A 25,209-nucleotide genomic window follows, 5' to 3' on the forward strand; every position below is an offset into this window, starting at 1 on the left:
GCTAGCCGGCGTGGTTGTGGCGGTTGTTCTTCACGAGCCGGCGCCCGCCGTATGTGCGTGTGCCCGAGGCCCGGGTGATCGGGGCAGCTCCCGCGCATGCCTTGAGTCCGCCAGCGGTGGCGAAGCGGCTGCGGTCGTCGCCGATCTCGGCCAGGAGGCGGGCGCCGACTCCGGGGCCGATACCGGGGAAGCTGAGCATGACCGGGGCGTCGAGGTGGGCTCGGAAGGTCCGTTCGACCGCCTTCGCAAGCTCGTCGACTACCTTGCAGACGGCGTTCAACTGGACCAGCAGCGCCTCGACCTGGATGCCCATCGCCTCCTCCACCACCGGTAGCGGGCGAGCGGCCGGCTGCCGGAACAGCGTCTGAATCCGCTCGGCGTCCTCGTTGATGCCGCGCTGGCGGCCCGCGTTATCGTCACCTTGAGCTTCCAGGCGCCAGCTCGGCGGCCTTGGTCGGGGTCGGTGCCGCGGCAGGATCTTCCGCACGTCCGGCCGGGTCAGTCCGCCAGCCTTGTGGCGCCATGCCTCAAGAGCTGCGGGGTAGTACTCGCGCAGGAGAGAGCGGAGCTGGTTGGCGATCTGCTGCCGGTTCCACACCGCGTCCTGGTGAGCGCGGGCGAGGACGGCGATGGCCTTGACCAGGTCGCTGTCGACGGGCAGGGGGCCGGTGCACGGCATGTCCGTGCGGATGAGAGGTCGTTAGGCCCTTCTGTGCGAGACCGAGCAACGGGCTGTCCGCAGACGGCCTCCGCCGGGAGGAGGGCGAGGTTTTCGCCGTGCACGAAGACCCCCAGTGCTCGGAGCCGCAGACGCAGGCTGGGCAGGCGGAGGTCATTGAGCGGGTGACCGGCTTCCTCACCGTCTGCATCGGAAGCGCGGGGAGCTGCACAGCCGCCGCCACGGACCAGATCAAGGGAGACGGGACGCACTCCCTTGCTCACGGCTTCTGGTCTCCTGACCTGCGGCGGTCCATTGTCGCTGTGACGTAATGGCGTTGGTCCACTTCGATGGCAAGCGGTCCAGGTTCGCCGTCACAGGTCGCTCTGGACCGGGGACCCGGAAGGCCAGCCGCGACCGGCTCGACCCCCGGCCGACCGGTTCCGGGCCGGCGGGCACCGCGCTAGGGGGTGTCCGTCCCGGTCCCGGCGGCGCGCCGCAGAAGCAGGGCGCGTTCGCGCGCGTTGCGGGTGAGCGAGGCCGCCCGCTCGAACTCCGCGCGGGCCTCTTCCGTGCGACCGAGGCGCTCCAGCAGGTCCCCGCGTACGCTCGGCAGCAAGTGGTACGCGCGCAGGGCCGGTTCCGCCGCGAGGGCGTCGACCAGCGGCAGCGCCGCCTCGGGGCCCCGGGCCATCGAGACGGCGACGGCCCGGTTGAGTTCCACCACGGGGGACGGCAGCAGCAGGACGAGCCGGCCGTAGAGGGTCGCGATGGCCGGCCAGTCCGTGTCCTCGTAGCGGACGGCCGCCGCGTGGCAGCCGGCGATCGCGGCCTGGACGGAGTACGGGCCGGTGCCCGCGTGCCGCATCGCCGCGATGCCGCGGTGGATGAGCAGCCGGTTCCACTTGGCCCGGTTCTGGTCGGCGAGCAGGACGGGCTCCCCGTCGGGGCCGGTGCGGGCGGCGATGCGGGAGGCTTGGAACTCCAGCAGCGCGGCGAGCCCGTGGACCTCGGGCTCCTTCGGCATCAGGGCGGCCAGGACGCGGGCCAGCCGCAGGGCGTCCTCGCACAGGGCGGGGCGGACGAGGTCGTCTCCGGCGGTCGCCGAGTAGCCCTCGTTGAAGACGAGGTAGATGACTTCGAGGACCGAGGCGAGGCGCTCCTCCCGGTCCGCGCCGTACGGGACCTCGAAGGGCACGGCAGCCTTGGCCAGGGTCCGTTTCGCCCGCACGATGCGCTGGGCGACGGTGGGTTCGGAGGTGAGGAAGGCGCGCGCGATCTCCTGCGTGGTCAGCCCGCCCATGAGGCGCAGGGTGAGCGCGATGCGGGCCTCGGTCGCCAGGACGGGGTGGCAGGCGGTGAAGACGAGCCGCAGCAGGTCGTCGTCGATGTCGTCGGGGTCCGCCGGCTCGGGCGGGGGCGGCGCGTCCTCCAGCGTCCGGCCGACCTCGGCGAGTTTGCGCGCGTACGTCTCCTTGCGGCGGACGAGGTCGATCGCGCGGTGCTTGGCGGTGGCCATGAGCCAGGCGCCCGGCCGGTCCGGTACGCCCGACGCGGGCCACTGCTCCAGCGCGGCGACGAGGGCGTCCTGCGCGAGCTCCTCGGCGATGCCCACGTCCCGCACGATACGGGCGACCGCGGCGATGATCCGCGCGGACTCGATCCTGAACACCGCTTCGACCGCCTGGGCCGTACTCACTGCCGTCACGGCCACCCATCAGAGCAGCCGGGGCGGAACAGGGCAAACGGGCGGGCCCGCCCGGGCTGGGGGAGCCGCCCGCGGCCGGCCTCCGGGGGCTCCGCGGGCTCCGGGGGCTCCGGGGGCCCGCCCCCCCCCGGCCGCCGCGCCGGGCGGCCGGCCCGTACGGGGGCGGATCACATCTCGGCGATTTCCCGGACCTCGGCGCTGAGCGTCCAGTGCGCCGGGTGGATCTCCAGGAACCTGCGGGTCCACTCGATGGCCTCGGCCTTGTCCTTGCACTGGCTCAGGGAGTATCCGCCGATGACCTCCTTGGTCTCGGTGAAGGGACCGTCGGTGCAGCTGATCCTCCCGTCGGACCAGGTGACCCTGGTGGCCTCGGAGGTCGGCAGCAGCCCCGCCGTGTCGAGCATGACCCCGGCCTTGGTGATCTCCTCCAGCAGCGCGCCCATGCGCTCCTCGAACTCCGGGGGGAAGCCCTCGGCGGGAAGGTTCTGCTCGTCGATACGGATCATCGTCAGGAAGCGCGGCATGGTGACTCCTCGGTCGGAGGGCGGGGACCGTCCCCGCCTCTCACCCCTGCGTCGAACGGGGAGCGGCCGGATCGACAGCTCCCGAAAGATTCTTCGAAAAGATTCTCCAGCTCCGTCCACCGCGGCTCGCAGACGCGCCGACGGGGCCGCCGGACTCCCGCGCACCGACCTGCCTCGTGCCGCGTCCGCCGCGCGGGCCCCCTGGACAACAGCCGTGTTCGGCGGTGTCCTGGGGAGGGGCGGGGCCAAGGGGCAGGGGCACGAACGGGGGGCGTCGGTGGCACGGGAACACGAGCTCGACGGGACGGCCGGGCGGCGGCCGCCCGAATCCACCGACGACGATCCCGGCGGCGGGGAAAGGGCCGACGGCCGTTCGTACCAGGGGATGGACGGCGACGCCTTCGTCGATTTCGACCGGCTCGTCTGCTCCGTCTGCGACTACGCGTGGCCCGTGCTCGATGTCGGGGACCCCACCCCGCCGCGCGAACGGTGCCCCCACGACGGCTCCGCGCTGACGTACCGGACCGCCGGATGGGGACCCGGTGCTGAATGACTTCTGGAAGGGCGTGGGCGGAAAGCTCTCCGACCGCTGGCTGACCGCCCTGTTCTCACCGGCCTGCCTCTTCTGGCTGGCGGGACTCGGTGCCTGGCTGCGGGGCGAGGGGTGGCCCACGGTCCAGCGGCTGGGCTGGCTCGGCGCGGCCAAGGAGTGGACGGCGGGCCTGGCCGGGCTCCCGGTGCTCGTGCAGGCGGTCGCCGTGGCGGGGGTGTTGCTGCTGCTCACCTTCTCCGGACTGCTGCTGCAGTTCTTCTCCCGGCCGCTCGTGCGCACCCTTGAGGGGTACTGGGTCTTCGCGCGCCCGCGCCGGCGGCTGCGCGAACGGCTCGGTCGGCGCGCCGACGCCGACATCGCGCGGCTGCGTCCGCTGGCCGCCCGCCCCGCCGACTCCCTCGACGCCGAGGCGCTCGCGGAGCGCGGGCGACTGGCCCTGCGGGTGCGCTCCGCGCCGTTCGATCCCCGGCGCAGGATGCCGACCCGGTTCGGCAACGTCCTGCGGGCCTCGGAGGAGCGGATCCGCGCCCACTACGGACTGGACCCGGTCGTCTGCTGGCCGCGGCTGTGGCTGGTGCTCCCGGACGCGGCCAGGAACGAGGTCGTCGCGTCCCGCCGGTCGGTGCACCTCACCACCCAGGTGTGGATCTGCGCCGTCCTGTCTTCGGTGTGGTCGGTGTGGACGCTCTGGGCGCTGCCCCTGTCCGTGCTCGTCGCCGCCACGGCCTACCGCGGCTTCCTGCTGTCCGCCGCGCGGATCCACGCGGAACTCCTGGAATCCTGCTTCGACCTGTACCGGCCGCAGCTCTACCAGTCCCTGCGCCGGCCCCTTCCGGAGCATCCGTTCGCGGAGCACCGCGCGGGGCGGAGCCTCACCACGTACCTCTCCGCCGGATCCCGCCGGCCCGAGCCCCTCTTCACCGACCCGCCCGCGCCCCTGCTCGCGCCGCCCGGGGCGGGGCCCGGCGTTCCTCCCGGAGGTGCGTGACCGTGCTGAGCGAGTTCCTCGCCCGGGCCTGGAGGCTGCCGCGGGACGCCGATCCGGACACCTGTGTCGAAGCCTGGGAGGCGGTGCTGACCCACCCCGGTTTCGGCGGGCTGTCCGTACCCGAGCGCTGGTCGACGCTGGCCGCGCTCGGCACGGCCCGGCTGGAACGCTACGGGCGGGACAGCCGTCTCGAAGATCTGGCGGGGGCCTTGAACTGCCTGGAGCGCGCCCTGACGCTGCCCTCCGTCCCTTCCTCCAAACGAGCCGCGGCGTCCTTCAACCTGTTCCGGGCGCAGGAACACCGGTACGTCCTGACCCACTCGGCCGAGGACCTGCTCACGGCGGCCCGGACCCTGTGGGCCCTCGTGGACGAGCCACCGCCCGGCATGTCCTCGCGCGGCATCTGCCGCACGCTGTTCACGTTCGTCGACGACCGTCGCGACGAGCTGACCCCGCCCCTGCGACAGCTCCGCTCGGCCGTGCTGGAGCGGCTGCTGGCGGACCCGACCGATCCGGACGCGCCCCGCTACCAGCTGACTCTGGCACAGGCCCTCGCCGGCGTGTTCGACGGGGGTCCCGCGGCCCACCGGGCCCGGCTGGTGCGCGCGGTGGAGCTGGCCGCGGAGGGCGAGAGCCGACTGCCCGAAGGACCGGACCGGAGGTCCGCTTCCGCGTTGCTGGCGAAACTGCGGGACCTGCTCGCGTGGGTCGACGAGCACATGCCCCGGGAACCGGCTCCTCGGGAGCCCGCCCCCGCCCGGGTCGACGCCTTCGCGTTCGTCGACTCCGTCAACACGCTCCCCGACCGTGACGCCCGCCTGGCCCGGCTCCGCGAGGCCCTCGCCGCCAACCCGTACGAAACCGCCCGGGAGGGGTGGGTGTTCCTGTGCGCGGTACTCGCCGAGGAGGTCCTCGCGCCGCGCACCAACGGACAGATCGACACGGACGAGGCCGTCGCGCTCCTGCGGGCCGCCCTGGCCGTGCCCGAGGCCGTCGAGCTCGGGGTCGACCTGGAGCTGAGGTTCAACCTCGGCGTCGCCTACGCCCGGCGCAGGGAGGGCGACCCCGTGGCCAACGCGGCCGAGGCCCTGGCCCTGTTCGAAGCGTGTCTGTCCGAGGTGACCCCGACCCATCCCCGCTATCCGGCCGTCGCCGTGTCCCTGGCCCAGCGCCTGCTGGACGACGCCGACCGCACGGACCGGCGCGGTGGCATCCGGCGCGCGATCGACCTCTGCCGCACCGCCCTCGCCTCCCTGCCGGACGACGCCGAGGCCTCGGCACGGGCGGACCTGCTCGGCATGCTGGCCAAGCTCCTGCCCCGGCAGCCGACGGGTGACCCCGCACGGCACATCGAGGAGGCGATCGACGCCGCCCACCAGGCTCTCGACCTGCTCGATCCCGTGACGGACCGCCGGCAGCGCGGGGACGTCCACCACAATCTCGCGCATCTGTACCGGGACCGGCTCTCCGAGGGTCGCGAGGCGAACCTGTGGCGCGCCATCGAGCACTACCGCGCGTCCCTCGCCGCGCAGCCCAAGGAGGAGATGCCCGTCGACTGGGCCATGTCCCAGACCTCCCTCGGCGTGGCCTACAGCATGATGCGGGGCCGGGACGTCGAGGCCACCCAGCAGTTGGCGGTACAGGCCTTCATGGCCGCCCTCTCGGTCTTCACCCTCGAAGAGCATCCCGGGCACTGGGCCCACGCGGACTTCAACCTCGGGGTCGCCCTCGGCGACCACGAGGTGCGCGCCGATCCCCGGCCGGACAGCGCGATCGCCCATCTGACGTCCTGCCTCCAGGTCTTCACCGAGGAGGCGTCCCCGCGGGAGTGGGCGCTGACGCAGTCCTTTCTCGGGATCATGCGCGTCCAGACCAGGGTGCCGGAGCAACTCGCGGCCGCGACGGATCACTTCCGTGCCGCCCTGCGCGTGCTGACGTTCGAGAACAGTCCCAGGGACTGGGCGGGCGTCCAGCTCAACCTGTCCCAACTGGAACCTCCGGAGGACCGGACCGCGCACGAGAACATGATCAAAGCCCTCATGGAGCGGGGGCAGGGCAGCGAGGCCGTCACGGCCTGCATGCTCTACCTGCGGTTCCTCGGCGATCAGCAGGACTGGTCGGCCGCGGCGGACGCCGGAGCGCGGGCCGCCGAGCTGCACGAGGGCCTGTACCAGGACGCCTTGCTGCGGCAGAGCCGGCACATGGAGCAGCGGGCGGTCGCGCGGGACGTGCTGGAGATCGTCACCGTTCTGGTCAGGGCGGGGCGGACCCTCGACGCCGCCCTCCTCCTGGAACGGACCCGGGCCCGGGAACTGGGCGAGACCCTCCAGCAGGACCAGGACGTGCTGCGCAGCGCGCGCGACGCCGATCCCGCCGCCTTGGACGCCTACCGGGCGGCCGGCGACCGGCTCGCGCGCCTGGAAAGCGCGGAGCGGTCGGTGCCCGTCGCCGGCTACGGCACGGACGACGTCGAGCGGCTCCAGCTGCAGCTGGTCCGGGCGATCGCCAAGGCGCGCAAGGAACGGGCCGCCGCGCTCGCGCGGCTCACCGCGGCGGCCGAGCCGCTGCGTCCCCCGGGCATCGGTGAACTGTCGGCCGCGGCGCCCCCGCACCGCCCCCTGGTCTACCTGTACCTGTTCCAGGGGGCCGCGCACCTCCTGCTCGTCCGCCGGATCGAGGGAGGCGGGCTCGACCTCGACACCCGTACGGCGGACCTGCGGCGCCCGCCGGAGGGCGGCGACCCCGGCACGGTGCTCCAGGAGCGCCTCGCGGGCACGCTGGCGGCGTGGCTGCGCGAACTCCGCGTCGGGCAGGTGACCCTGGTCGCCTGCGGTTCCCTGGCCGGGCTGCCGTTGCACGCCTACGTCCACGACGGCCGCTGCCTGCTGGACGAGTTCACCGTGTCCTTCGCGCCGTCGGCGGCGGTGCTCGCCCGCAGGCCGCCGGCCCGGTCCGGGCCCCCCGTCCTGGCGGCTGTCGGGAACCCCACCGGCGACCTGCGCTTCGCGTCGGCCGAGGCCGCCGCCGTCGCCGTGCTGCTCCCCTGGTCCCGGTCGGTGGTGCGGCAGGGCGCGGCGGCCGTCGCCCCCGTCTTCCTGACGCGGGACCTGCCCGGGGCCACGCACGTCCACCTCGCGTGCCACGGCTCCTTCGACCCGGCCGGCCCGCTGGAGTCGGCCTTCGTGCTGGCGGGGGGAAGCCGGATGACGCTCCGCCGGATCATGGCGGACCGCGCCTTCCGGGGGGTGCGGCTGGTCTTCGCGTCGGCCTGCCGCACGGCGTCCACCGACGAGTTCCTGCCGGACGAGGCGATCGGGCTGGCCTCGGGCTTGCTGCAGGCCGGTGCGGTGGAGGTCATCGCCTCGCTGTGGAACGTGAACGACCTGGCGACGATGCTCGTCGCGACGCGGTTCTACCGCGAACTCTCGCGCGCCGCGCGCACGGGCACCGCCGCGGACACGGGCACGGCTCCCGCCGCAGGCACAGGAACGGGCGTTGGCGTGGGCGTCGGCACCGGCACCGGTCCCGTCGCCGGAATCGGGCAGGCGCTGCGTACCGCGCAGCTCTGGCTGCGGGACTCCACCGCCGCGCACCTGTCCGCGTGGTGCGCCGAGCTCCTCGGCGTCGTACGGGACGAGGCGGCCCGCGCCCGCCTGCGCGAAGCCGCCGCGTATCTCGACGGCCTGCCGGGGGCTGCCCTCGTCTACGCGGAGCCCCGCTTCTGGGCCGCGTTCGTCCACCTGGGCGCCTCACCGGCTACTGGTGAGTAGGATCGCGGGTCCAGGCCCCTTCGAGAGGAATCCCGATGCCACGCGTCCCCTCCTCCCCGCTGTTGCTCGCCGGTCTGCTGGCCGGAGCGGCCGTCGCGCACGCCGTCGCCCCTCGGCAGTTCGACGCGAGCGTGCCCCGTTCGCTGCCGGGCAGCCCGCGCCAGTGGACGTACGCCAGCGGGGTGGCCGAACTCGCCCTCGCTGTCGGCGTCGCCCATCCGCGCACGCGGAAGGCGGCCGCGCTGGCCACGGCGGCGTTCTTCGTCGGCGTGTTCCCGGCGAACGTCAAGATGGCCGTCGATGCCCGCCGCCGCTCCCCCGTCACGCGGGCGGTGACCCTCGGCCGGCTGCCGATCCAACTGCCGCTGGTGCTGTGGGCCCGCAAGGTGAGCCGGGAGGCCGGAAGCCGCTGACGGCCGCTCAGCGCTCCCCGGCCGGTGCATCCGATCCCGGCCCCGTACCGGAAGTGCCGACCAGAGCCCCCGGTATCCGTCGGCGGACCGGGGGCTCGTACACCGCCTCCCGACCCGGGAGGTCCGCGGTCAGCGACTGTCGCCCACCCAGTCCCAGCGACCGGGGTCGGCGGCCCTCCTGCGGTAGTGGGCCCGACCTCCGGCGCCGTAGCGCCCTATCTCCGTGGGCAGTCGGGCCTCTTCGGCGAGTCGGGCCGCGCTCCAGCCCGTGATGTCCAGCAGCAGGCCGTCGAGCGGTCCGCCCACGAGTTCGCCGTAGAGGCGTCCGCTGCGCGGGCCGGGATCGGGGTCTTCGTGGTCGGCGCCGTAGACCCGGCGCCGGATCATCCTGTCGTCCATACCGATCAGCTTCACAGGCACCACTGACAACGGGACCCGCGAGGACGGGCGCCACCGCGACGTGCGGGCGTCCCGTGCGGCCCGGCGGGCGGAGCGGCGATGATGGTGGCCCGCCCCGCCGACCCGGGGCGTACGAGCGAGGAGCGGCACGCATGGCACGTCGGGTACACCAGCCCTTGGAGGACCAGGAGTTCGACTTCATCCTCTCCCTGTCGGCCGGGCCGGTCCTGGCCTACTTCTGCGGGAGCTGGCCGAAGGCCGTGGAGGCGTGCCGGGCGATGGACGCCGTCGTCGGCGATGTGGCGCGGGAGTACGGGGCGCGGTTCACCCCCGTCCGGACCGACATGACCCGTTGCCCCCACGCGACCCGGCGGTACGGGGTGGCCGCTGCCCCGACCTCGGTGCTGATCAAGGACGGCGAGGCCGTGGCGACCCAGGCCGGGCCGATGACGCGCGAGGAGTTCCGGCAGTTCCTGGACGCCCACCTCTGAGGCCTACCGGGCACATCCATGGCCCGCCCGTGAGGACCGCGACGCACAGACGCCGTCCCCCCGACCACTTCCTGTACAGTCGTCCATGAATTCCTGAACATCTGTCCATGAATTTCGGAAGAGGAGGCGGTCATGCATACGGTCGCTCAGATCCTGATCGGCCTCGTGGCCGCGCTGCACATCTACATCCTGGTCCTGGAGATGTTCCTGTGGCAGCGGCCGCCGGGCCGCTCGCTCTCCGGTTTCGACGCGGACACCGCCCGGCTCACCGCGCCGCTCGCCGCCAACCAGGGCCTGTACAACGGCTTCCTCGCGGCCGGCCTGATCTGGGCACTGGTCATCGACTCCCTGGCCACGCAGGTCTTCTTCCTCGTCTGCGTGATCGTCGCCGGCGTGTACGGGGCCGCGACCGCCAACCGGCGGATCCTCGTCGCCCAGGCCCTGCCCGGCGCCCTCGCCCTCGGCGCGGCGCTCCTGGCCGCGTGAGCCGACCGGACCCGCGCCCCGAGGGCGTACGGGCGCGGCAGGACCTGCGCCCTGCTGGCGCACGGGGGCAGGAGCTGCGGCCGGAAGACCCGCGTACCGCCCGGACGAAGGCGCGGCTGCGGGTGGCCCTGCTCGCCCAGTGCGCCGGCCGGAGCCTGGCCGAGGTCAGCGTCTCGGCGGTGGTGCGGGAAGCGGGCGTCGGCCGGGCCACCTTCTACCTGCACTACGAGGACCTCGCCGCGCTCGCGGTGGACGCGTGCGCCGAGGTGGTGCACGCCGCCGTCGACGCCCTGCACGCCTGGCAGGTCGGCGGCCCGTCGGCGCTCGCCCCGGCGCGACCGCCCGGGGAGCTGGCGGAGTTCCTGTCGGACGCCGCCGACCGGGCGGCGCTGTACCGAACCCTGCTCCTGCCGGGCGGCGGAGGTCCGCTCGGCGACCGCCTCCACCGGGAACTGCGCGCCCGCGCCCGCGCCGAGCGCCTCGCCGCCGGCGCGCCGCACGCGGACCTGGCCGCTTCGGCGGTGGCCGCGACCTTCACGGGGGTCCTCGCGGACTGGCTCCACGGAACGATCCCGGCGACCCCGCCGAACCCACCGGCAGACCCGGCGCCCTTGGCGTTCCCGGCAACCTCGGCGGACCCGACGACCCCGGCCGCCCCGGCGCCCCCGGCGGTTCCCACGGACCCGGCCGCGCTGGCGGAGCGGCTCTGGCGCCTGCTCCTCGCCCTCCACCGCGCTCTGCCGGGAGACGCGGGCTGACCGCGGGCTGACCGCGGGCTGACCGCGGGATACCGCACGCGAACACCTCCGAGATTTGTGGAACACGTTCAATTGATGTGAACCCCACACCTCGCTCCCCCGCCCGCACGGCGGCCCGCGCCTGGCCGCGGCCCGGGGCCGTTGTGCTGAACCGCGGCCGCCTCAGGCATCGCGGCCGCCGCGATCGGGCAGCCAGCACAGGTGACCCCCCTCGCAGTGCGTCCCGCGCCGCCGGCCGCCGCCCGCCCGCGGCGCGCGCTGCTCGCGGGCTCGGTCGGCAACTTCGTCGAGTGGTACGAGTTCGGCGTCTACGGCTGCTTCGCCACGATCATCGCCGCACACTTCTTCACCCCGCCCGATGCGGCGGACCCCGGCGCCGGGCCGCTCGTCGCCACGTACGCCTCCTTCGCGCTGGCCTTCTTCTTCCGTCCCGCCGGGGCCGTGCTCTTCGGCCGGCTCGCCGACCGGGTCGGCCGCCGTCCCACGCTGATCACCGTGGTCTGCCTGATGACCCTCGCGACCACACTGATCGGCCTGCTCCCGACCCGGGCCACGGCCGGCGACGCCGCTCCCTGGCTGCTCACCCTGCTGCGCGCCCTGCAAGGCCTTTCCGCCGGCGGGGAGTTCGGCGGCGCCGTCGCCCTGATGACGGAGTCCGCGCCGCCCGGCCGGCGGGGCCGGTACGGCGCCTGGCAGTCCTTCACCGTCGCGCTCGGCCTGCTCTGCGGCGCCGGAGCCGCGGCCCTGCTGGCGTCGCTGCTCTCGCCGGAGGCCCTGTACGCATGGGGTTGGCGGGTCCCGTTCCTGACGGCCCTGCCGCTGGGGCTGGCGGCGCTGTGGCTGCGCACCGGCCTGACGGAACCGGGGCGCTCACCCGCGGCGCGTCCGCCCGACCCCGGGGAAACGCCCGACCCCGGAGGAACGCCCCACCCCGGAGGAACGGCCGATCCGCCCGCACTCGCCCGGACCATCGCGCTCGGCGTCGGACGGGTCATGGGCTGGTCCGCCGCCGGGTACACCTTCCTCGTCGTCCTGCCGTCCTACCTCCAGGCCACGCTCGGGGCCTCCTTCCGAGAGGCCCTCCTCGCCACCACCCTCGCCAACATCGGATTCGCCGCGTCGATCCTGCCCGCCGGAGCACTCAGCGACCGCGTCGGCCGGCGCCCCGTCATGCTCTGCGGCGCCGTCACCGTCGCCGTGTCCGCCCTTCCGCTGCTGCGCCTGCTCCAGGACCCCGGCACGTCGACGGCGGTCCGGGCGGTCGCCGTCCTCGCCGCCGGAGCGGCGGTCGGCCTGCTCGCGGGTCCGGGACCCGCCATGCTCGCGGAGATGTTCCCCACGCGCGTGCGCGGCACCGGCCTGGGAGTCGCGTACGCGCTCGCCAACGCGGTGTTCTCCGGCTGCGCGGGCCTCGTCATCACCGCCCTGGTCTCGGCCACCGGCAACGCCGACATCCCCGCCTACTACGCCGCCGGCGCGTGCGCCCTGAGCGCCGCGGCCCTCGCGAGCCTGAACGGCGACGACCACCGCCGGGAGCTGCGATGAGGGTCGTGGGCCTGATGTCGGGCACCTCCTACGACGCCGTCGACGCCGCGGCCGCGGACCTGACGGTCGAGAACGGGGGCGACACCCTGCGGCTGGTGCCGCTCGGCATGGTCAGCGCGCCGTACGAGGAGGAGCTGCGGCGCGCCCTCGCGTCCGCGCTGCCGCCTGCCGGCACCAGCATGGCCGAGGTGTGCCGGCTCGACACCCTCGTCGGCCGGTCCTTCGCGGCCCTCGCCCTCCGGGCGGATCGCGAACTGTGCCAGGGGCGCGCCGAGTTGATCGCCTCGCACGGGCAGACGGTGTTCCACTGGGTGGAGGACGGCCGGGTGCGGGGCACGCTCCAACTGGGCCGGCCGGCGTGGATCGCCGAGTCCACCCGCCTGCCGGTCGTCTCCGACTTCCGCCCGGCGGACGTCGCCGCGGGCGGGCAGGGCGCCCCGCTGGTGAGCCTGATCGACGTGATGCTGCTGCGCGGTCGGCCGGGAGTACCCGCCGCCCTGAACATCGGCGGGATCGCCAACCTCACCGCCGTACCCGCGACCGGCGCCCCCGTGGCCTTCGACACCGGCCCGGGCAACGCCCTCATCGACGCGGCGGTGCGCGAGCTGACCTCGGGACGGCTCGGCTACGACGAGGACGGGGCGGGTGCGGCGGCGGGCCGGGTCCACCAGCCGCTCTTGCGGCGGCTGCTCGACGAGCCGTACTACCGGATGCCCGCCCCCAAGACGACCGGCAAGGAGCTGTTCCACCACGGCTACCTGCGCGCGGCGCTGGACGGATGCGGCGCCGTGGCCCCGAACGACCTTCTCGCCACCCTCACACGGCTCACCGCCCGCACCGCGGCCGAGGCTCTGGCCGCGCTGGGCACCACCGAGGTCATCGCCTCCGGCGGCGGCACCCGCAATCCGGTGCTGATGGCGATGCTCCGCGAGGAGCTGGCGGGGCGCGCGTCCCTGCTCACCTCCGAGGTCCTCGGACTGCCGGGAGCCGCGAAGGAGGCGTACGCCTTCGCCGTCCTGGGCTTCCTGACCCTGCACGGACTGCCGGGCAACGCTCCGGAGTGCACCGGCGCCCGGGGGCCTCGGGTGCTCGGCTCCCTCTCCCCCGGCCACCGCCCGCTGCGGCTGCCGCCCTGCCCGAACGGCCCGCCCCGCACCCTGGTGGTCGGCCCGCCGTGACCACCCCCGGCCCGGGCCGGCCCGGGACCGGCGACCGGGCGACCGGGCGACCGGGCGACCGGCGGCAGGAGCCGCGCCGGGACGCGCGAGAGCCCCGCCGGACCGGCCGGCGGGGCTCGGCTCACGGGCAAAGCTCGTGAAGCGGCACTACGGGGGCGGCGCCTACGAGAGCGGAACCACCCGTTCGGCCTGGGGGCCCTTGGGGCCCTGGGTCACGTTGTACTCGACCTTCGCGTTCTCCTCCAGCGACTTGAAACCGCTGGTCTCGATGGCGGAGAAGTGCACGAACACGTCCGGGCCGCCGTCGTCCTGCTGGATGAAGCCGAACCCCTTCTCCGAGTTGAACCACTTCACGATGCCTGTTGCCATCTGGCTGATCCTTCACAACGTTCCACTGCGGGCCGCATATGCGGCCGTCTCGATCCTGCCCAACGGTCCCGCAGAGCACACGCTGAACGCGGCCAACCGGGGCGCGCCGCATATTCGAACTTCCGGTCGACCTGTCAGCGGATCGAGGGAACGGCGCCGTCGCGACGGGCGTCGGGCAGCTCGCGAACCGCTACAGGGAGCCGCTCCGCCCCCCTGTTCAGGCGCTGCCACCCGAAGTGGGCAGCGGGGTCGCGGAACGGGAGCGAGGGGCCGACACAACGGCTCGCCGGGGTCCACCGACCCGGCAGCCCAGGCAGTCGGCGTGGCCGGTGCGGGCGGTGGCGTCCCTGACCCGCCAGTCCCACTCGACCTCTGGACGGGGCCCGCTCGGCTTGCCCCAGCCGGCGAGGTGGAGCAGCCAGGTGACGAGCCCCGCCACGGCGACGACGCCGAGGCCGAGCCAGACCCCGGGGGTCCAGGCCGCGCACACGGCGACCCCCGCTCCGGTGCAGCCCACCAGGGCCAAGGTGGTGCCGGTCCAGCCGGCCACGGTGTGGCCGAGGTCGACGTGTCCGTGCGCGCTCATGGTTCCCCTTGGTCGGAGGGTCGGCAGTACGCTCGGAGAAAGGATCTGTTTATCTCACGAGCTAAGTAACTTAGATGCTAAGGAGTATTCGGGTGGAAGGCAAGACGCGCCCCCCGGCCACGGCCGCGGAGGCGATGGCACGCATGGACCAGTACGTCGCCCTCGGCATCGTCGCCCAGCAGGAGGTGGCGCAGCGGCTCGGGCTCAACGTCACCGACCTGACCTGCCTGGGCCACATCCTGGGCGCCGGGGAGGCCCCGCTGGCCGCCGGTCAACTCGCCGAGTTGGTGGACCTCACCACCGGCGCCGTCACCGGGGTGCTCAACCGGCTCGAACGCGCCGGGTACGCGCGGCGCGTACCGGACCCCGCGGACCGGCGCCGGGTGCGGGTGGTGGCCGAGCCCGCGGCCGCCACCCGGGTCGTGGCGGTCTACCAGCCGTTCTACGACCGGCTAGGCGCCCTGTTCTCCGACTACACCCCCGACGAGATCGCCGTGATCGCCGACTGGTTCCAGCGGGCCGCGGTCGAGGTACGGGCCCACGGCGTCCTGGTGCGGTCGGGCGAGCTCGACGCCAAGGATGCCGAGGACGCCGAAGACGCCGAAGACGCCGAAGACGGTTAAGTGCTGCCCCGCGGCCCGCTGGTACCATGGGCGGTTGACCATCTTCTTCTCCCCCGCTTGCGAAAGGCCCTGCATGAGGAACCCGTCAGCTCATGGACGCTTCGGTGTGAAGGGCCCCGCCAGGGCCGGAGCCAAGTCCGGCGGCAAGACGCCCCGGAGCATCGGGCCGCAGGGCGAGTTCACGACGCACGCGCCCAAGGTGCCGGCGCTGCCGCCGGTGGCGTCGTTCACCGAGCTGGACCTGCCCGCCGAGCTGGTGGCGACGATGGCCGACCTCGGTGTGACGGAGCCGTTCCCCATCCAGGCCGCCACCTTGCCGAACGCCCTGGCCGGCCGGGACGTCCTCGGCCGCGGGCGGACCGGGTCGGGCAAGACCCTGGCCTTCGGTCTGGCCCTGCTGGCGCGGACGGCGGGACAGCGGGCGGACCCGAAGCGGCCGCTGGCACTGGTCCTCGTACCGACGCGCGAGCTGGCGCAGCAGGTGACCGAGGCGCTGGAGCCCTACGCACGGGCCCTGGATCTGCGGCTGGCCACGGTCGTCGGCGGGTTGTCCATCGGCCGGCAGGTCAGTGCGCTGCGCACGGGCGCGGAGGTCGTCGTGGCCACCCCCGGGCGGCTCAGCGACCTGGTCGGACGGCGTGACGTCCACCTGGAGCGCGTGAAGACCACCGTGCTCGACGAGGCCGACCAGATGTGCGACATGGGGTTCATGCCGCAGGTCACGGAGATCCTCGACCAGGTCCACCACGCCGGTCAGCGGATGCTGTTCTCGGCCACCCTGGACCGCAACGTGGACCAGTTGGTGCGGTCGTACCTGAAGGACCCCGTCTCGCACTCCGTGGACCCGCAGGCCGGCGCGGTGACGACGATGGACCACCACGTGCTGCACATCCACGCGGCCGACAAGATCTCGGCGGCGACCGAGATCGCGGCCCGCGATGCCCGGGTGCTGATGTTCCTCGACACCAAGCACGGCGTCGACCAGTTCGTGAAGCACCTGCGGGCCATGGGCGTACGGGCGGAAGGACTGCACAGCGGCAAGTCGCAGCCCCAGCGCACCCGGACACTGGCGCAGTTCAAGAGCGGTGAGGTCACCGTGCTCGTCGCGACGAACGTCGCGGCGCGCGGCATCCACATCGACGACCTCGACCTCGTGGTCAACGTGGACCCGCCCGCCGACCACAAGGACTACCTGCACCGGGGCGGCCGGACCGCCCGCGCCGGCGAGTCCGGCCGCGTCGTCACCCTCGTCACCCCGAACCAGCGCCGGGACATGGTCCGGCTCATGGCGGACGCCCGGATCCGGCCGACCATCACCCAGGTGCGCTCCGGCGAGGCGGCGCTGAGCCGCATCACCGGCGCGAAGGCTCCTGCGGGCGTGCCGCTGGCCGGTTCCGCCCCGACCGACGCCAAGGGCAAGCCCTCGGGCTCGGAGCTCGGCTTCCGCGGGATGGGGACCCGGCCCGGCCGCACGGCCCGCGGCAAGGAGTCCCGCAAGACCGCCGAGGCCAGGCAGACCGCCGAGGCCCGCCGCGCGGCCCGGGTGCGCCGGGGCGCCTGAGCCGGGCCCCCGTACGCGGGGAGCCGGCCCCCGGGGGCCGGGCGCCTCCGTACGGACCCGGGACGCGGGGAGCCGGACGCGGGCGGTCAGTGCCTGCGGCGGCGGTTCCGGGCGACGATCGCGCGGGTGACCACGGGCGGGAGCAGGTCCTTGGCCAGCCTGCGCCAGCGGGCACCGGGTCTGCGCACAGCGGCGGGCGCGGGCGCCGGGGCCGATTCCGGCGCGGGGTGCAGCGGCTCCGGGGGCGCGGGCGGGACGGCGCCCTGGTCACCGACCCGCACCACGGGGCGGCCGTCGATGACGTCCACGCCGTGCCAGAGGTCGGCGCGCTCCTCCAGCCATGCGAGCAGCGCCGCCTGGTGCGGTGCCGGGTCGTCCCAGGTCGCGTAGAGCTTCGAGGCCGACACGCAGATGGGGTGCAGCTCGCCCGTGACCACCGCGGTCCAGACGGCGGCGGCGACGCCGGGGCAGTGCTCGGAGCGGTAGTCGTCGAAGACCACCACCGCGTCCGGGGCCGCGACGAGGCGCGAGGACTCGATGTCCGTGACGACGTGCTCATAGAGGTGCGAGGCGTCGACGTGCACGAACCGGCAGCTCGCCTGCTTGACCCGGCCGGGGACGACCGAGGTGGGAGCCTGTATGAGCGTCGGCAGCGCTTCGTGGAAGGCCAGGTAGTTCGTCTCGAAGCCGCGCCGGGTGAGCGTGGGGTAGGAGCTGCGGTTCTCCGCGACGTTGAAGTCGTCCGTGGCGGGCGAGTCGAAGAGGTCGCAGACGGTGAACTCCTCACCGGGCCGCAGGTACCGGCCGAGGAAGATGGCGCTCTTCCCCATGAAGGCCCCGAGCTCCAGCAGGTCGCCGGACCGCCCTTCACCTGTGTTCTGACGCGTCAGGAACCAGTCGAAGAGCACCTGGTCATACGCCGAGAACCAGCCTTTGACCTCGCTGTACGTGGTGGGGACGAGCGGGGCCGGCTCACCGTCGGGGGTGGTGACGGAAGCTTGTGGAACGTGCGACACGGAGAGTCATCCTCCAGCGAAGTGGCATCGGTCTTCACGCTGATACCCGGCCGGGTAACGGCACCTTAAGCCTTCGGTGGACGTGTGACGAGACATGTGCGGGACCGGTGCGCGGGACACGTTCGAGAGCCGGGCCCGGTGGGCGGGTGCGGCGCCCTCAGACCTCCGTCCGGCGGCGCAACCGCTCGCGTGCGGCGTTGCGGACGCGCCGGGTCCGGGCAGCGGTGGCGAGCAGCCCCAGCGCCTCGTACGAGTCCAAGCGCTGGGCAGCCGTGCGCTGGCACCAGTCGGAGGCCCCGGTGAGCTGCGCCGCGGACCAGGGCTCGCCGCGATTGATGGCCTTGAGCAGCGTCCACTCGCGCAGCCGCCGCTCGGGGAAGGCCCAGCCCTCCAGCACGGTGGTCATGGCGCCGGCCCAGGCGGGGAAGGCGTCGTCGGCCAGCAGCTGCGCCGCGCGGCGGTTCAGGTGGGTGACGACGGCGCTCTCGGCCATCACCGGGTCGGGGTCGCGCAGTACGGCGGCGACCACCTCGGCCTCGGCGTCCCCGCCCGGCGCCACGGTGGCCAGGGACTCCAGGTGGCGCTCGTAGCGCCAGTGCTCGGCCGGCCCGTCGTCGTCGGCCGTCGCGAGGCTCATCGGGCGCCGCCCGCGCGGACCCGGCCCGTCCGGCCGCCGGCGACGGCCCGGGCGTGGTGGATCCTGTGCGGTGTGCCGGCGGTGTGCCCCTGCCGGTGCTGGCCTCTCCCCATGGCGCCCATTCCACACGACCGCCCCGCGCGGCCGACGATCAGGGTGCCCCGGGGCGCCCCGCGGCGGAGTCCGCGCGTGGCGGGCCCGCCCGCCGCCGGGTCACATCTCGTCCGCCTCCGTCCCGGGCCCCGGCAGCGGCGCCCCCGTCTCCAGCAGCGTCTTGAGGCTGGAGGCCAGCAGCGGCCAGGCCTGCCCGCACATGCCGATCAGCGTGCCCCCCGGTTCGAAACCCTCGTGCAGGATCGTCAGGCGCGCCAGCGCGTCGCCCACCGGCTCGATCTCGTACGTGACCTTGGTGCGCGGCTGGGCCGCCAGCTCGGCCCGCAGCTCCTCGTCGATCCCCACCGTGGCCGCCCATTCGGGACTGAAGGTGTGCCAGGTGTAGGAGAGCAGCCGGTCCGGGACGCAGGCGAGGACCTGCTGCGCGGGGTCGCTCGTGCGGGCCCCGCGCTCGACCCAGTCCATCCGCGACCCCACGGCCCAGTCGGTCTCGAAGCTCAGCCCCCAGTACCGGCGGGTGAGGGCGGGATCGGTCAGGGCCTCCCAGACGCGGGCGGGGTCGGCCTGGACGTACAGGGTGTAGGTGATCGCACTGTCGCTCATGGCCCCACTCTGCGGGACCGGGGCCGCCGGACGCCGGATTTCCCGATCATGGCGGTGGATTCCGGCTCACCAGCGGATGCCCTCCTCGGGGAGTTCCATGGGCGGTGTGCGGACGGGGGCGGGCAGCGAGAGGCGGGCGCGGGCCGAGTGGACGGCGGCGAGTTCGTGCCCGCCGGCCGGGCCCCAGTCGCTCAGTTCGCGGACCTGTTCGGGGGTGGCCAGCAGCCGGGCGTACGCGGGATCCGTCGCCGGGGGGAGGGCCGTAAGGCGCGCCGCGGTCCGGAGGTGGGCGCCCCGGCCGTCGTACCGGTAGCCGAGCGGCGCGGTCCCGGTGGCCGGCCCGGCGGTGGGGGGCGGGAGCAGGGCGGCGCCGGTCGCACGGACGATCAGGACGAGGACCCGGCCGTCCGGTGCGAAGAGCCAGCCCGCGCGGTCGCGGACGGGCAGGTGTGCGGGGGCCGGGCCGGGACGCCAGTCCCAGTGCTGGTGGGCCCGGGGCGTACGGAGCACCCCGAGCCGGTCCAGGGCCGTGGGCGCCGTGGGGCGGCCGTCCTCCAGCAGCGCGGCACCCGTGCCGCCGATCCTGGCGCGCAGCGCGGACAGGGTCCGGCGGGCGTCCCCGGGGTCCATGAGTGCGGGAAGGGCGGCAGGCTCGGCGAAATGGATGGCGGTGATCTCCTCACCGGGCAGGCGGACGGAGTCGATCCGTTCCGCCGGCCAGGTACCGCCGTCGTACACGTAGAGGATCTCGCCGGGAAAGGCCATCTCGGGCGGGATGCCGGGGGCGTCGGACGGGATCCAGTCCACGGCGAGGCCGCGCGGGAAACGGCCGTCGATGCCGAGCTCCTCGCGCACCTCGCGGGCGGCGGCCGCCGACGGGGCCTCGCCCGCGTCCACGGCTCCGCCGGGCAGCAGCCGGTCGGGGCGGTAGTCGACGCTCCGGACCAGGACCCTGCCGTCGGTGTCGGTGACGAGGACCAGGGCCCCCGTCCACAGGTTCGCGCGCGAGGCCGCGTAGGCCCGGGGGGTCATCCAGGTCCCCGGCCGCCCGTCGTCCTCCGTCGTGGCCGGGTCGGTCGCTTCCGCGTCGGTCGCGGCCTTGCCGGTCGGGAGCTGGTCGGGTCACGGCCCTGTCGGGCGCTTCACCCCCGGTGGGGGTCTCGTCCGTCACGGCCCCGTGGGTCAGCTGCGGCATCGGTACTCCGTTCACCCTGGGTGGACCCGCCGGCTGTGCAACAGCGGGTCGGGCTCGCGGGTTACGGCAGGGTGGCGGTGGGCCCCGGGCGTGGGGCCGGCACCGCCTCTTGCCACCGCCAGATCGCCTTTAGACCGTGTCCTATGTGGTGAGGCGTCGTTGGCCTTGATATGGGGCGGGGTACGTGGAGTTGGATTGTTCCGGACGGGTTGTGGGAGATCGCGCTGCCGTTGATCCCACCGTCGAGGGTGCGGCCGCAGGGCGGTGGACGCAGGACACGCCTGATGAGACGCTGTTCGCGGCGATCATCTACGTCCTGGTCAGCGGCTGTGCCTGGCGATCACTGCTGCCCTGTTTCGGTGAGTGCACGTGACCGGGGCCGGCCCGGACCATCCCCGCGCGTGCGGGGGCGACCCTAATCTACGTCGAGCGTGGACTCGACGGAACTGAGCTGGGTGTTCAGTTGCTTGATTCACCGGCCCTTTGGCTGCAGGGCGGTGTGAGGGGCGGCCACGCTGGTAGTGAACCGGCGGATCTCGGTGAGCTTCTCGCGGATCACCGAGACCTCATATGCCTGAAGCGCGGCCGCGTCCAAGCAAGACAGGCCAGCCCGGAGCGGGCCTGGCTCGCGCTGAGTCCGCTGGATCTGATCAGCTGGTCGAAGGTCAGGCCGGCCTCGCCTCGAAGAGGATGAAGCAGATGGCACCGGCGTGTCCGCTGGCCGCGGGCGATTTGCGCTGGGAAGCGCGGCGCATCGGCTACTCACCCTGGAGAAGGCCGGCCAGCTTGCCGTCAACGTCGACTTTCCCGGTGACGACCGCGGTCTCGATCCAGTCCAGCGTCGCCCGGACCGCGCGCAGTTCTCCCGGATGACCGCCTGCTCGTCGTCGCCGAGCTGGCGGTCCCGCAGTCCCGGAACGACCTGGCCCGCGGCGGCGACGAACGCGTGGCAGGCGGTGACCAGATCCAGGAGCTCCACCGACCGGTCGATCTGGGCGGATCGCCGGAGCGATGGGTTGGTCTGCTCGACGTGCTCGCGGGCTTGGCGGCCGCGTTCGACCTGCGCGTGATACTCCGCCTGCTGGGACCTGACTTCCTCCCGTTCGCGGGCGTCGGCAGCCTTGTGGCGCGGGTTGCCGATCGCCTCCACGAGGCGCTGGCGGTGATCGCGGTTGACACGGACATCCCGTGGCACGTTCACCTGCCTGATCTGGAGGCGCTGATCACGACTCTGCTGCCGCGAGATCATTCACGCTGTCGCCCGGGGGTACGGTCTACGCGTGATCTACGTGATAGGCGGCCCGCCACGGGTGGGCAAGAGCACACTCGCATGGATGCTGCTGGAACGGGACGGCATCCCGGGATGCCCAACCGACGCTCTGGTTTCGATGCTGCAGCGCGCCGCGCCCCAGCACGGCGTGCGCCACGGCACGCACCCCGACAAGGCCGTACCGGCGCAGCCCTTCCTCATCGAGTTCATCCGTGCCACCGCGGAGAGCCTCGACGCCTCCGATCCCCTGGACGGCTATGTAATCGAGGGCGACATCGTCACGCCGGCGGCGGCCACCGCCGCCGCCGGTCTCGGGATGCCACTGAGCTGCGTCTTCCTCGGAAACACGGAGCTGACCACCGAACACTTGAGGGCAGTCCCGGACTGGCTCGACGGAGCCGATGACGCTACCCCTTCCGCTGCTGCCGCAACTGCGGGTCCGCGCTCGTCTTCTTCAGCCCGTCCGTGACCGCGAGGAGGAGGAGAAGCACGATGTCCTCGGCGGTCCTTCCAGGGCCCGCCCCGTACGCAGGGTTACTGTAGAACTGCCGCCACCCACCCTCGCGGAGATGACGATGTCGCACGCCAACGAGGTCAGAATCCCCTTCGTCTTCTGCTCGTCGCCGCAGGCGCCCGGGAGCCAGGGCGTCGACAGGGTCAAGATCCTCTGGGACGGGGAAGAGATCTGGCAGGATGAAGCCGGGACCGGTGAGACCAACACGCCCGAGGTGACCAGACCCCTGCTGGGGTCGGGCACGCTCGCGCTGGCCGTGAGGCCGGCGACGGAGGGCAGCGTGTGGGATGTCATCGGCTCGATGGCGTTGAGCGATGCGGATCTGGGGGCGGGCATCCAGACCGCGCGATTCGTGAAGAGCGGCGCGGACTACGAGCTCTCCTACGAGGTGGCCCTGGACGTCACCGACGACCGACCCTGACCACAGGGCCAGGCCATCGGCCACCCACCAGATCTCCTGAACAGCCGGCAGATGAAATCCCCTGGGCGGGGTATCAGCGGAATCGGCCGTGCCGGTTGCCGCGGGCCGTTGCTACTTCTGAGTCACACCCATGATCGGGTAGCCTCCGGAACCGCTTGGTCCGCTTTCCGGTGCCCACCCTAAACAAGGAGGACTCATGCCTGCCCCCGTCGCCGCCACGACCGCCACCCTCCCAGGAGGCAGATCGGGCGAGGACGCCTCCCACCGCAAGCTGCGAGGCGGTGACCGCGCGTGCCACAGCGTCGGACGCCTGCGGCCGACTCGCATATCGACGGGAGGGGCGCCGGTCTCTTGAAGTTCCGGATCGGACGCCCGACACACGCACCCGCACACGCACACGCACACCCCCACCCGGAGGGCTCCGGCCCCCGCAAAGTTCCCGCCCAGGCCGGCGCCGTCGGCGAGCCGGCCGGCGCCGAGCCGCCGCTCTCAGCCCACGAAATCGCCCTCATACGGGCTTCCGTCTCCGTCGTGGAGCCGTTCGCCGCAGACATGACGGTCTATTTCTATGCGATCCTCTTCGCCCGCTACCCCGAGGTCCGTCCGATGTTCCCTCCGGGGATGGACGCCCAGCGCGGCCGCCTGCTGCGCGCGCTGCTGCGCATCGTGGACCTGGTCGACGACCCGGAGAACCTGGTCAGCTTCTGCGGCCACCTCGGTCGCGACCACCGCAAGTTCGGCACCCTCAGCGCGCACTTCCCCGCCGTGGGCGAGTGCCTCCTCGCTTCCCTGGCCCGCTACGCCGGTCCCGCCTGGACCGCGGACATCGCCGCGGCCTGGACGAAGGCGTACGGTGTGGTCGCCGATGTCATGATCAGCGCTGCCGAGCAGGACGAGGCGCAGCGGCCTGCGGTCTGGCCCGCCACAGTGGTGCACAAGGTGTTGCGCGGACACGGCATCGCCGAGATCACCGTGCGGCCCCTCATGCCCTACCTGTACGCGGCCGGGCAGTACGCCAGTCTCGAAACTCCGTGGTGGCCCAAGCAGTGGCGTTACTACTCGCCGGCCAACGCACCCCGTCGGGACGGCACCCTCACCTTCCACGTGCGCGCGGTGGGCGGCGGATCGGTCAGCGACGCGCTCGTGCACCGCTCTGCCGTGGGTGACGTGCTGCAACTCGGCGCGCCGATGGGGGACATGGTGCTGGACGCCGCCGTTCACAGCGACCTGCTCTGCGTGGCGGGGGGCACCGGTCTCGCACCGATCCGCGCGATCGTCGAGGAAGTGGCCCTTCGTGGCGGACGGCACCAGGTCGATCTGTTCCTCGGAGCCCGTACCGGCGCCGAGCTCTACGGGGTCGATGACATGCTCCGGATGGCACAGCAGCACCACTGGCTGTCCATCAGGGGCGCCGTCTCCCACGAGCACATCCCCGGCATCCGGGGATCCCTGCCGCAGGTTATCGCCGAGTACGGCCCGTGGTACCAGCACGACGTCTTTCTCAGCGGGCCGGCCCCGATGGTGGTCTCCGCGAGCAAGACGCTCACGCAGCACGGCACCTTGCCCGACCGCATCCACCACGACCCCTTCGAGACCCCCGTCCTGTCCGCTTCCTGAGACACACACGTGCCGAGCCTGCCAGGAGAACGCCCCCGTGACCTTCCCCCCACCCTCTTTCGGATCAGCAGGTGAGCACCGGTTGCAGCACCACATGGGCAGCGCCGACCGCGCCGCACGGTTCTACGACCAGCAGGTGCACCCCCGCCTCACGGCCGAGATGCGGGAGTTCATCGACCGCCAGAGCATGGTCTTCCTGGCCACCGCGGACTCCCGCGGGGAATGCGACGCCAGTTTCCGGGCAGGTCCGCCCGGCTTCGTGCACGTGCTGGACGAACACACCCTGGCCTACCCGGAGTTCCGCGGGAACGGCGTGCTCGCCAGTGCCGGCAACATGACGGAGAACCCCCATCTCGGCATGCTCTTCGTCGACTTCACGCACCACCACGTCGGCCTGCACGTCAACGGCTTCGTCCAGCTCCACCTCGACGCCGATCTCCGCTCGGCGCACCCCGGCCTGCCCCACGACATCGCGCCGGGGCGCGCCCCTGAGATGTGGGTCCACCTCACCGTCGAGGAGGCCTACATCCACTGCTCCAAGTACATACCGCACCTGGTGCCGGGCCCCCGCTCCAGCCACCCGGCCGACCGCCCGAAGGACGCGGACTACTTCACCGCGCGGGCAGCGCCGGGCCCAGGACGTGCCCGGTGACCAGCAGAAATCCCGCGGCGCGCAGAGCGTCGTAGACGCGGGCCTCCGTGTGGGCGGGCGCGTGCCGGGGCCCGACGGACCGACCAACGGACCGCTACGGCGCGAGATCGGTCACGGGGATCCGGGAGCCAGCCATGGGTACCTGCCTTGCGAGCCTGCGCCGCCGTCCACTCCGAGGCCATCACCAGACGGCCACTGTGAGGCGATCGCCGGGCGGCCGGGGGCGGGGCAGGCGCCGGGCCCCCGGCCGCGGGCGGGGGCGCGGGCGGCCGGTGCCGATACCCCCGCTGGCCGCCGGCGCCGCCCTGGTCCACAGTGCGCCCGCCCTGCCACTGGCCCAGCCGCGCAGCGTAATCCTCGGGCACCTGATCGCCACGGCCGCCGGCTACGGCGCGCTGGCGGCGGCGGGCGTCACCCTGGCGCTGAACACGCCCGAACCCCGCACTCCCCGTCCGGCCTTACCTAAGACCGTGTCCTACATGGTCAGCTTGAGGAGCCGTTTGTAGCAGCAGAGAGCGGCTGCCAGTCCGAGAAAGGCCAGGTAGTTGCCTGGTTTCCGC

At 73.4% G+C, this 25,209-nt stretch carries 24 protein-coding genes and 4 pseudogenes; 17 read left to right on the forward strand and 11 right to left on the reverse strand.

All coding sequences use genetic code 11. From position 1 onward, the window contains the following. Positions 1-4 precede the first annotated feature (4 nt). From ACWFQ8_RS31470 to ACWFQ8_RS31480, 3 genes and pseudogenes are all read right to left on the reverse strand, one after another. Positions 5-694, reverse strand: a pseudogene (locus ACWFQ8_RS31470) (transposase); the annotation flags it as partial. A gap of 427 nt (positions 695-1,121) precedes the next feature. Further along, on the reverse strand, positions 1,122-2,357 hold the full coding sequence (locus tag ACWFQ8_RS31475) for an RNA polymerase sigma factor (protein ID WP_453789719.1): 1,236 nt from the start codon (positions 2,355-2,357) through the stop codon (positions 1,122-1,124). A 176-nt stretch (positions 2,358-2,533) separates the two neighbouring features. Continuing rightward, positions 2,534-2,890: a YciI family protein gene (locus ACWFQ8_RS31480; RefSeq protein ID WP_453789698.1), complete on the reverse strand. Its 357-nt coding sequence runs from the start codon at positions 2,888-2,890 to the stop codon at positions 2,534-2,536. Between the two features lie 277 nt (positions 2,891-3,167). Between ACWFQ8_RS31480 and ACWFQ8_RS31485 the strand changes: the two genes are divergently transcribed. Genes ACWFQ8_RS31485 through ACWFQ8_RS31500 form a run of 4 tightly spaced genes read left to right on the forward strand, consistent with a single transcriptional unit; the run spans position 3,168 to position 8,614 of the window. Then, positions 3,168-3,443: a hypothetical protein gene (locus ACWFQ8_RS31485; protein ID WP_453789699.1), complete on the forward strand. Its 276-nt coding sequence runs from the start codon at positions 3,168-3,170 to the stop codon at positions 3,441-3,443. Continuing rightward, positions 3,433-4,431 (forward strand): hypothetical protein, encoded by a 999-nt coding sequence (locus ACWFQ8_RS31490; RefSeq protein ID WP_453789700.1) that lies wholly within the window; start codon positions 3,433-3,435, stop codon positions 4,429-4,431. Before ACWFQ8_RS31485 ends, ACWFQ8_RS31490 begins: the two co-directional genes overlap by 11 nt. Continuing rightward, positions 4,428-8,201 (forward strand): CHAT domain-containing protein, encoded by a 3,774-nt coding sequence (locus ACWFQ8_RS31495; RefSeq protein ID WP_453789701.1) that lies wholly within the window; start codon positions 4,428-4,430, stop codon positions 8,199-8,201. Before ACWFQ8_RS31490 ends, ACWFQ8_RS31495 begins: the two co-directional genes overlap by 4 nt. A gap of 35 nt (positions 8,202-8,236) precedes the next feature. Continuing rightward, a complete protein-coding gene (locus ACWFQ8_RS31500; protein WP_453789702.1) occupies positions 8,237-8,614 on the forward strand; it encodes a DoxX family protein in 378 nt (125 codons plus the stop codon). 129 nt (positions 8,615-8,743) lie between these two features. Here the strand turns inward: ACWFQ8_RS31500 and ACWFQ8_RS31505 are convergent, their stop codons facing one another. After that, complete coding sequence (locus ACWFQ8_RS31505) at positions 8,744-9,013, reverse strand: hypothetical protein (protein WP_453789703.1); 270 nt, start codon at positions 9,011-9,013, stop codon at positions 8,744-8,746. Positions 9,014-9,165: 152 nt separating this feature from the next. On the opposite strand from ACWFQ8_RS31505, the gene ACWFQ8_RS31510 reads away from it, so the two are divergent. From ACWFQ8_RS31510 to ACWFQ8_RS31530, 5 genes and pseudogenes are all read left to right on the forward strand, one after another. Continuing rightward, entirely contained in the window at positions 9,166-9,504 is a 339-nt protein-coding gene (locus ACWFQ8_RS31510; protein ID WP_453789704.1) for a thioredoxin family protein, read from the forward strand. A gap of 132 nt (positions 9,505-9,636) precedes the next feature. Continuing rightward, a complete protein-coding gene (locus tag ACWFQ8_RS31515; protein ID WP_453789705.1) occupies positions 9,637-9,990 on the forward strand; it encodes a DUF1304 domain-containing protein in 354 nt (117 codons plus the stop codon). 74 nt (positions 9,991-10,064) lie between these two features. Then, positions 10,065-10,571 (forward strand): annotated as a pseudogene (locus tag ACWFQ8_RS31520) (TetR/AcrR family transcriptional regulator); the annotation flags it as partial. Between the two features lie 378 nt (positions 10,572-10,949). Then, the gene (locus tag ACWFQ8_RS31525) at positions 10,950-12,293 is read left to right on the forward strand and encodes an MFS transporter (RefSeq protein WP_453789706.1); all 1,344 of its coding nucleotides are present in this window, start codon (positions 10,950-10,952) and stop codon (positions 12,291-12,293) included. Next, a complete protein-coding gene (locus tag ACWFQ8_RS31530; RefSeq protein WP_453789707.1) occupies positions 12,290-13,471 on the forward strand; it encodes an anhydro-N-acetylmuramic acid kinase in 1,182 nt (393 codons plus the stop codon). Before ACWFQ8_RS31525 ends, ACWFQ8_RS31530 begins: the two co-directional genes overlap by 4 nt. Positions 13,472-13,633: 162 nt before the next feature. Here the strand turns inward: ACWFQ8_RS31530 and ACWFQ8_RS31535 are convergent, their stop codons facing one another. Then, complete coding sequence (locus ACWFQ8_RS31535) at positions 13,634-13,840, reverse strand: cold-shock protein (RefSeq protein ID WP_384531560.1); 207 nt, start codon at positions 13,838-13,840, stop codon at positions 13,634-13,636. Between the two features lie 217 nt (positions 13,841-14,057). Next, positions 14,058-14,426 (reverse strand): HGxxPAAW family protein, encoded by a 369-nt coding sequence (locus tag ACWFQ8_RS31540; protein ID WP_453789708.1) that lies wholly within the window; start codon positions 14,424-14,426, stop codon positions 14,058-14,060. A gap of 92 nt (positions 14,427-14,518) precedes the next feature. On the opposite strand from ACWFQ8_RS31540, the gene ACWFQ8_RS31545 reads away from it, so the two are divergent. After that, positions 14,519-15,049, forward strand: a complete 531-nt coding sequence (locus ACWFQ8_RS31545; protein ID WP_453789709.1) for a MarR family winged helix-turn-helix transcriptional regulator — start codon at positions 14,519-14,521, stop codon at positions 15,047-15,049. A gap of 73 nt (positions 15,050-15,122) precedes the next feature. Beyond that, positions 15,123-16,610, forward strand: coding sequence for a DEAD/DEAH box helicase (locus ACWFQ8_RS31550; RefSeq protein ID WP_453789710.1), 1,488 nt, complete (start codon positions 15,123-15,125; stop codon positions 16,608-16,610). 86 nt (positions 16,611-16,696) lie between these two features. On the opposite strand, the gene ACWFQ8_RS31555 is transcribed toward ACWFQ8_RS31550, so the two are convergent. From ACWFQ8_RS31555 to ACWFQ8_RS31570, 4 genes are all read right to left on the reverse strand, one after another. Then, positions 16,697-17,626 carry a class I SAM-dependent methyltransferase gene (locus ACWFQ8_RS31555; protein WP_453789711.1) on the reverse strand — a complete coding sequence of 310 codons (930 nt, stop codon included), beginning with the start codon at positions 17,624-17,626 and terminating at the stop codon, positions 16,697-16,699. 157 nt (positions 17,627-17,783) lie between these two features. After that, positions 17,784-18,263, reverse strand: a complete 480-nt coding sequence (locus ACWFQ8_RS31560; RefSeq protein ID WP_453789712.1) for a hypothetical protein — start codon at positions 18,261-18,263, stop codon at positions 17,784-17,786. A 213-nt stretch (positions 18,264-18,476) separates the two neighbouring features. Next, positions 18,477-18,980 (reverse strand): SRPBCC domain-containing protein, encoded by a 504-nt coding sequence (locus tag ACWFQ8_RS31565; RefSeq protein WP_453789713.1) that lies wholly within the window; start codon positions 18,978-18,980, stop codon positions 18,477-18,479. Positions 18,981-19,046: 66 nt separating this feature from the next. Then, positions 19,047-20,012 (reverse strand): NUDIX domain-containing protein, encoded by a 966-nt coding sequence (locus ACWFQ8_RS31570; RefSeq protein WP_453789714.1) that lies wholly within the window; start codon positions 20,010-20,012, stop codon positions 19,047-19,049. Between the two features lie 333 nt (positions 20,013-20,345). Here ACWFQ8_RS31570 and ACWFQ8_RS31575 point away from each other — a divergent pair. Then, positions 20,346-20,536, forward strand: a pseudogene (locus ACWFQ8_RS31575) (transposase); the annotation flags it as partial. 397 nt (positions 20,537-20,933) lie between these two features. On the opposite strand, the pseudogene ACWFQ8_RS31580 reads toward ACWFQ8_RS31575, so the two are convergent. Beyond that, a pseudogene (locus ACWFQ8_RS31580) lies at positions 20,934-21,244 on the reverse strand (DUF6192 family protein); the annotation flags it as partial. A gap of 211 nt (positions 21,245-21,455) precedes the next feature. Between ACWFQ8_RS31580 and ACWFQ8_RS31585 the strand changes: the two are divergent. From ACWFQ8_RS31585 to ACWFQ8_RS31605, 5 genes are all read left to right on the forward strand, one after another. Beyond that, positions 21,456-21,914 (forward strand): hypothetical protein, encoded by a 459-nt coding sequence (locus tag ACWFQ8_RS31585; protein WP_453789715.1) that lies wholly within the window; start codon positions 21,456-21,458, stop codon positions 21,912-21,914. Positions 21,915-22,014: 100 nt separating this feature from the next. Beyond that, entirely contained in the window at positions 22,015-22,380 is a 366-nt protein-coding gene (locus ACWFQ8_RS31590; protein WP_453789716.1) for a hypothetical protein, read from the forward strand. 531 nt (positions 22,381-22,911) lie between these two features. Then, positions 22,912-23,997: a globin domain-containing protein gene (locus ACWFQ8_RS31595; protein ID WP_453789717.1), complete on the forward strand. Its 1,086-nt coding sequence runs from the start codon at positions 22,912-22,914 to the stop codon at positions 23,995-23,997. 94 nt (positions 23,998-24,091) lie between these two features. Then, a complete protein-coding gene (locus ACWFQ8_RS31600; RefSeq protein ID WP_453789720.1) occupies positions 24,092-24,649 on the forward strand; it encodes a pyridoxamine 5'-phosphate oxidase family protein in 558 nt (185 codons plus the stop codon). A 134-nt stretch (positions 24,650-24,783) separates the two neighbouring features. Continuing rightward, entirely contained in the window at positions 24,784-25,155 is a 372-nt protein-coding gene (locus tag ACWFQ8_RS31605; RefSeq protein WP_453789718.1) for an HPP family protein, read from the forward strand. Positions 25,156-25,209: the final 54 nt, after the last annotated feature.

This window comes from Streptomyces sp. NPDC055254, assembly GCF_053606025.1.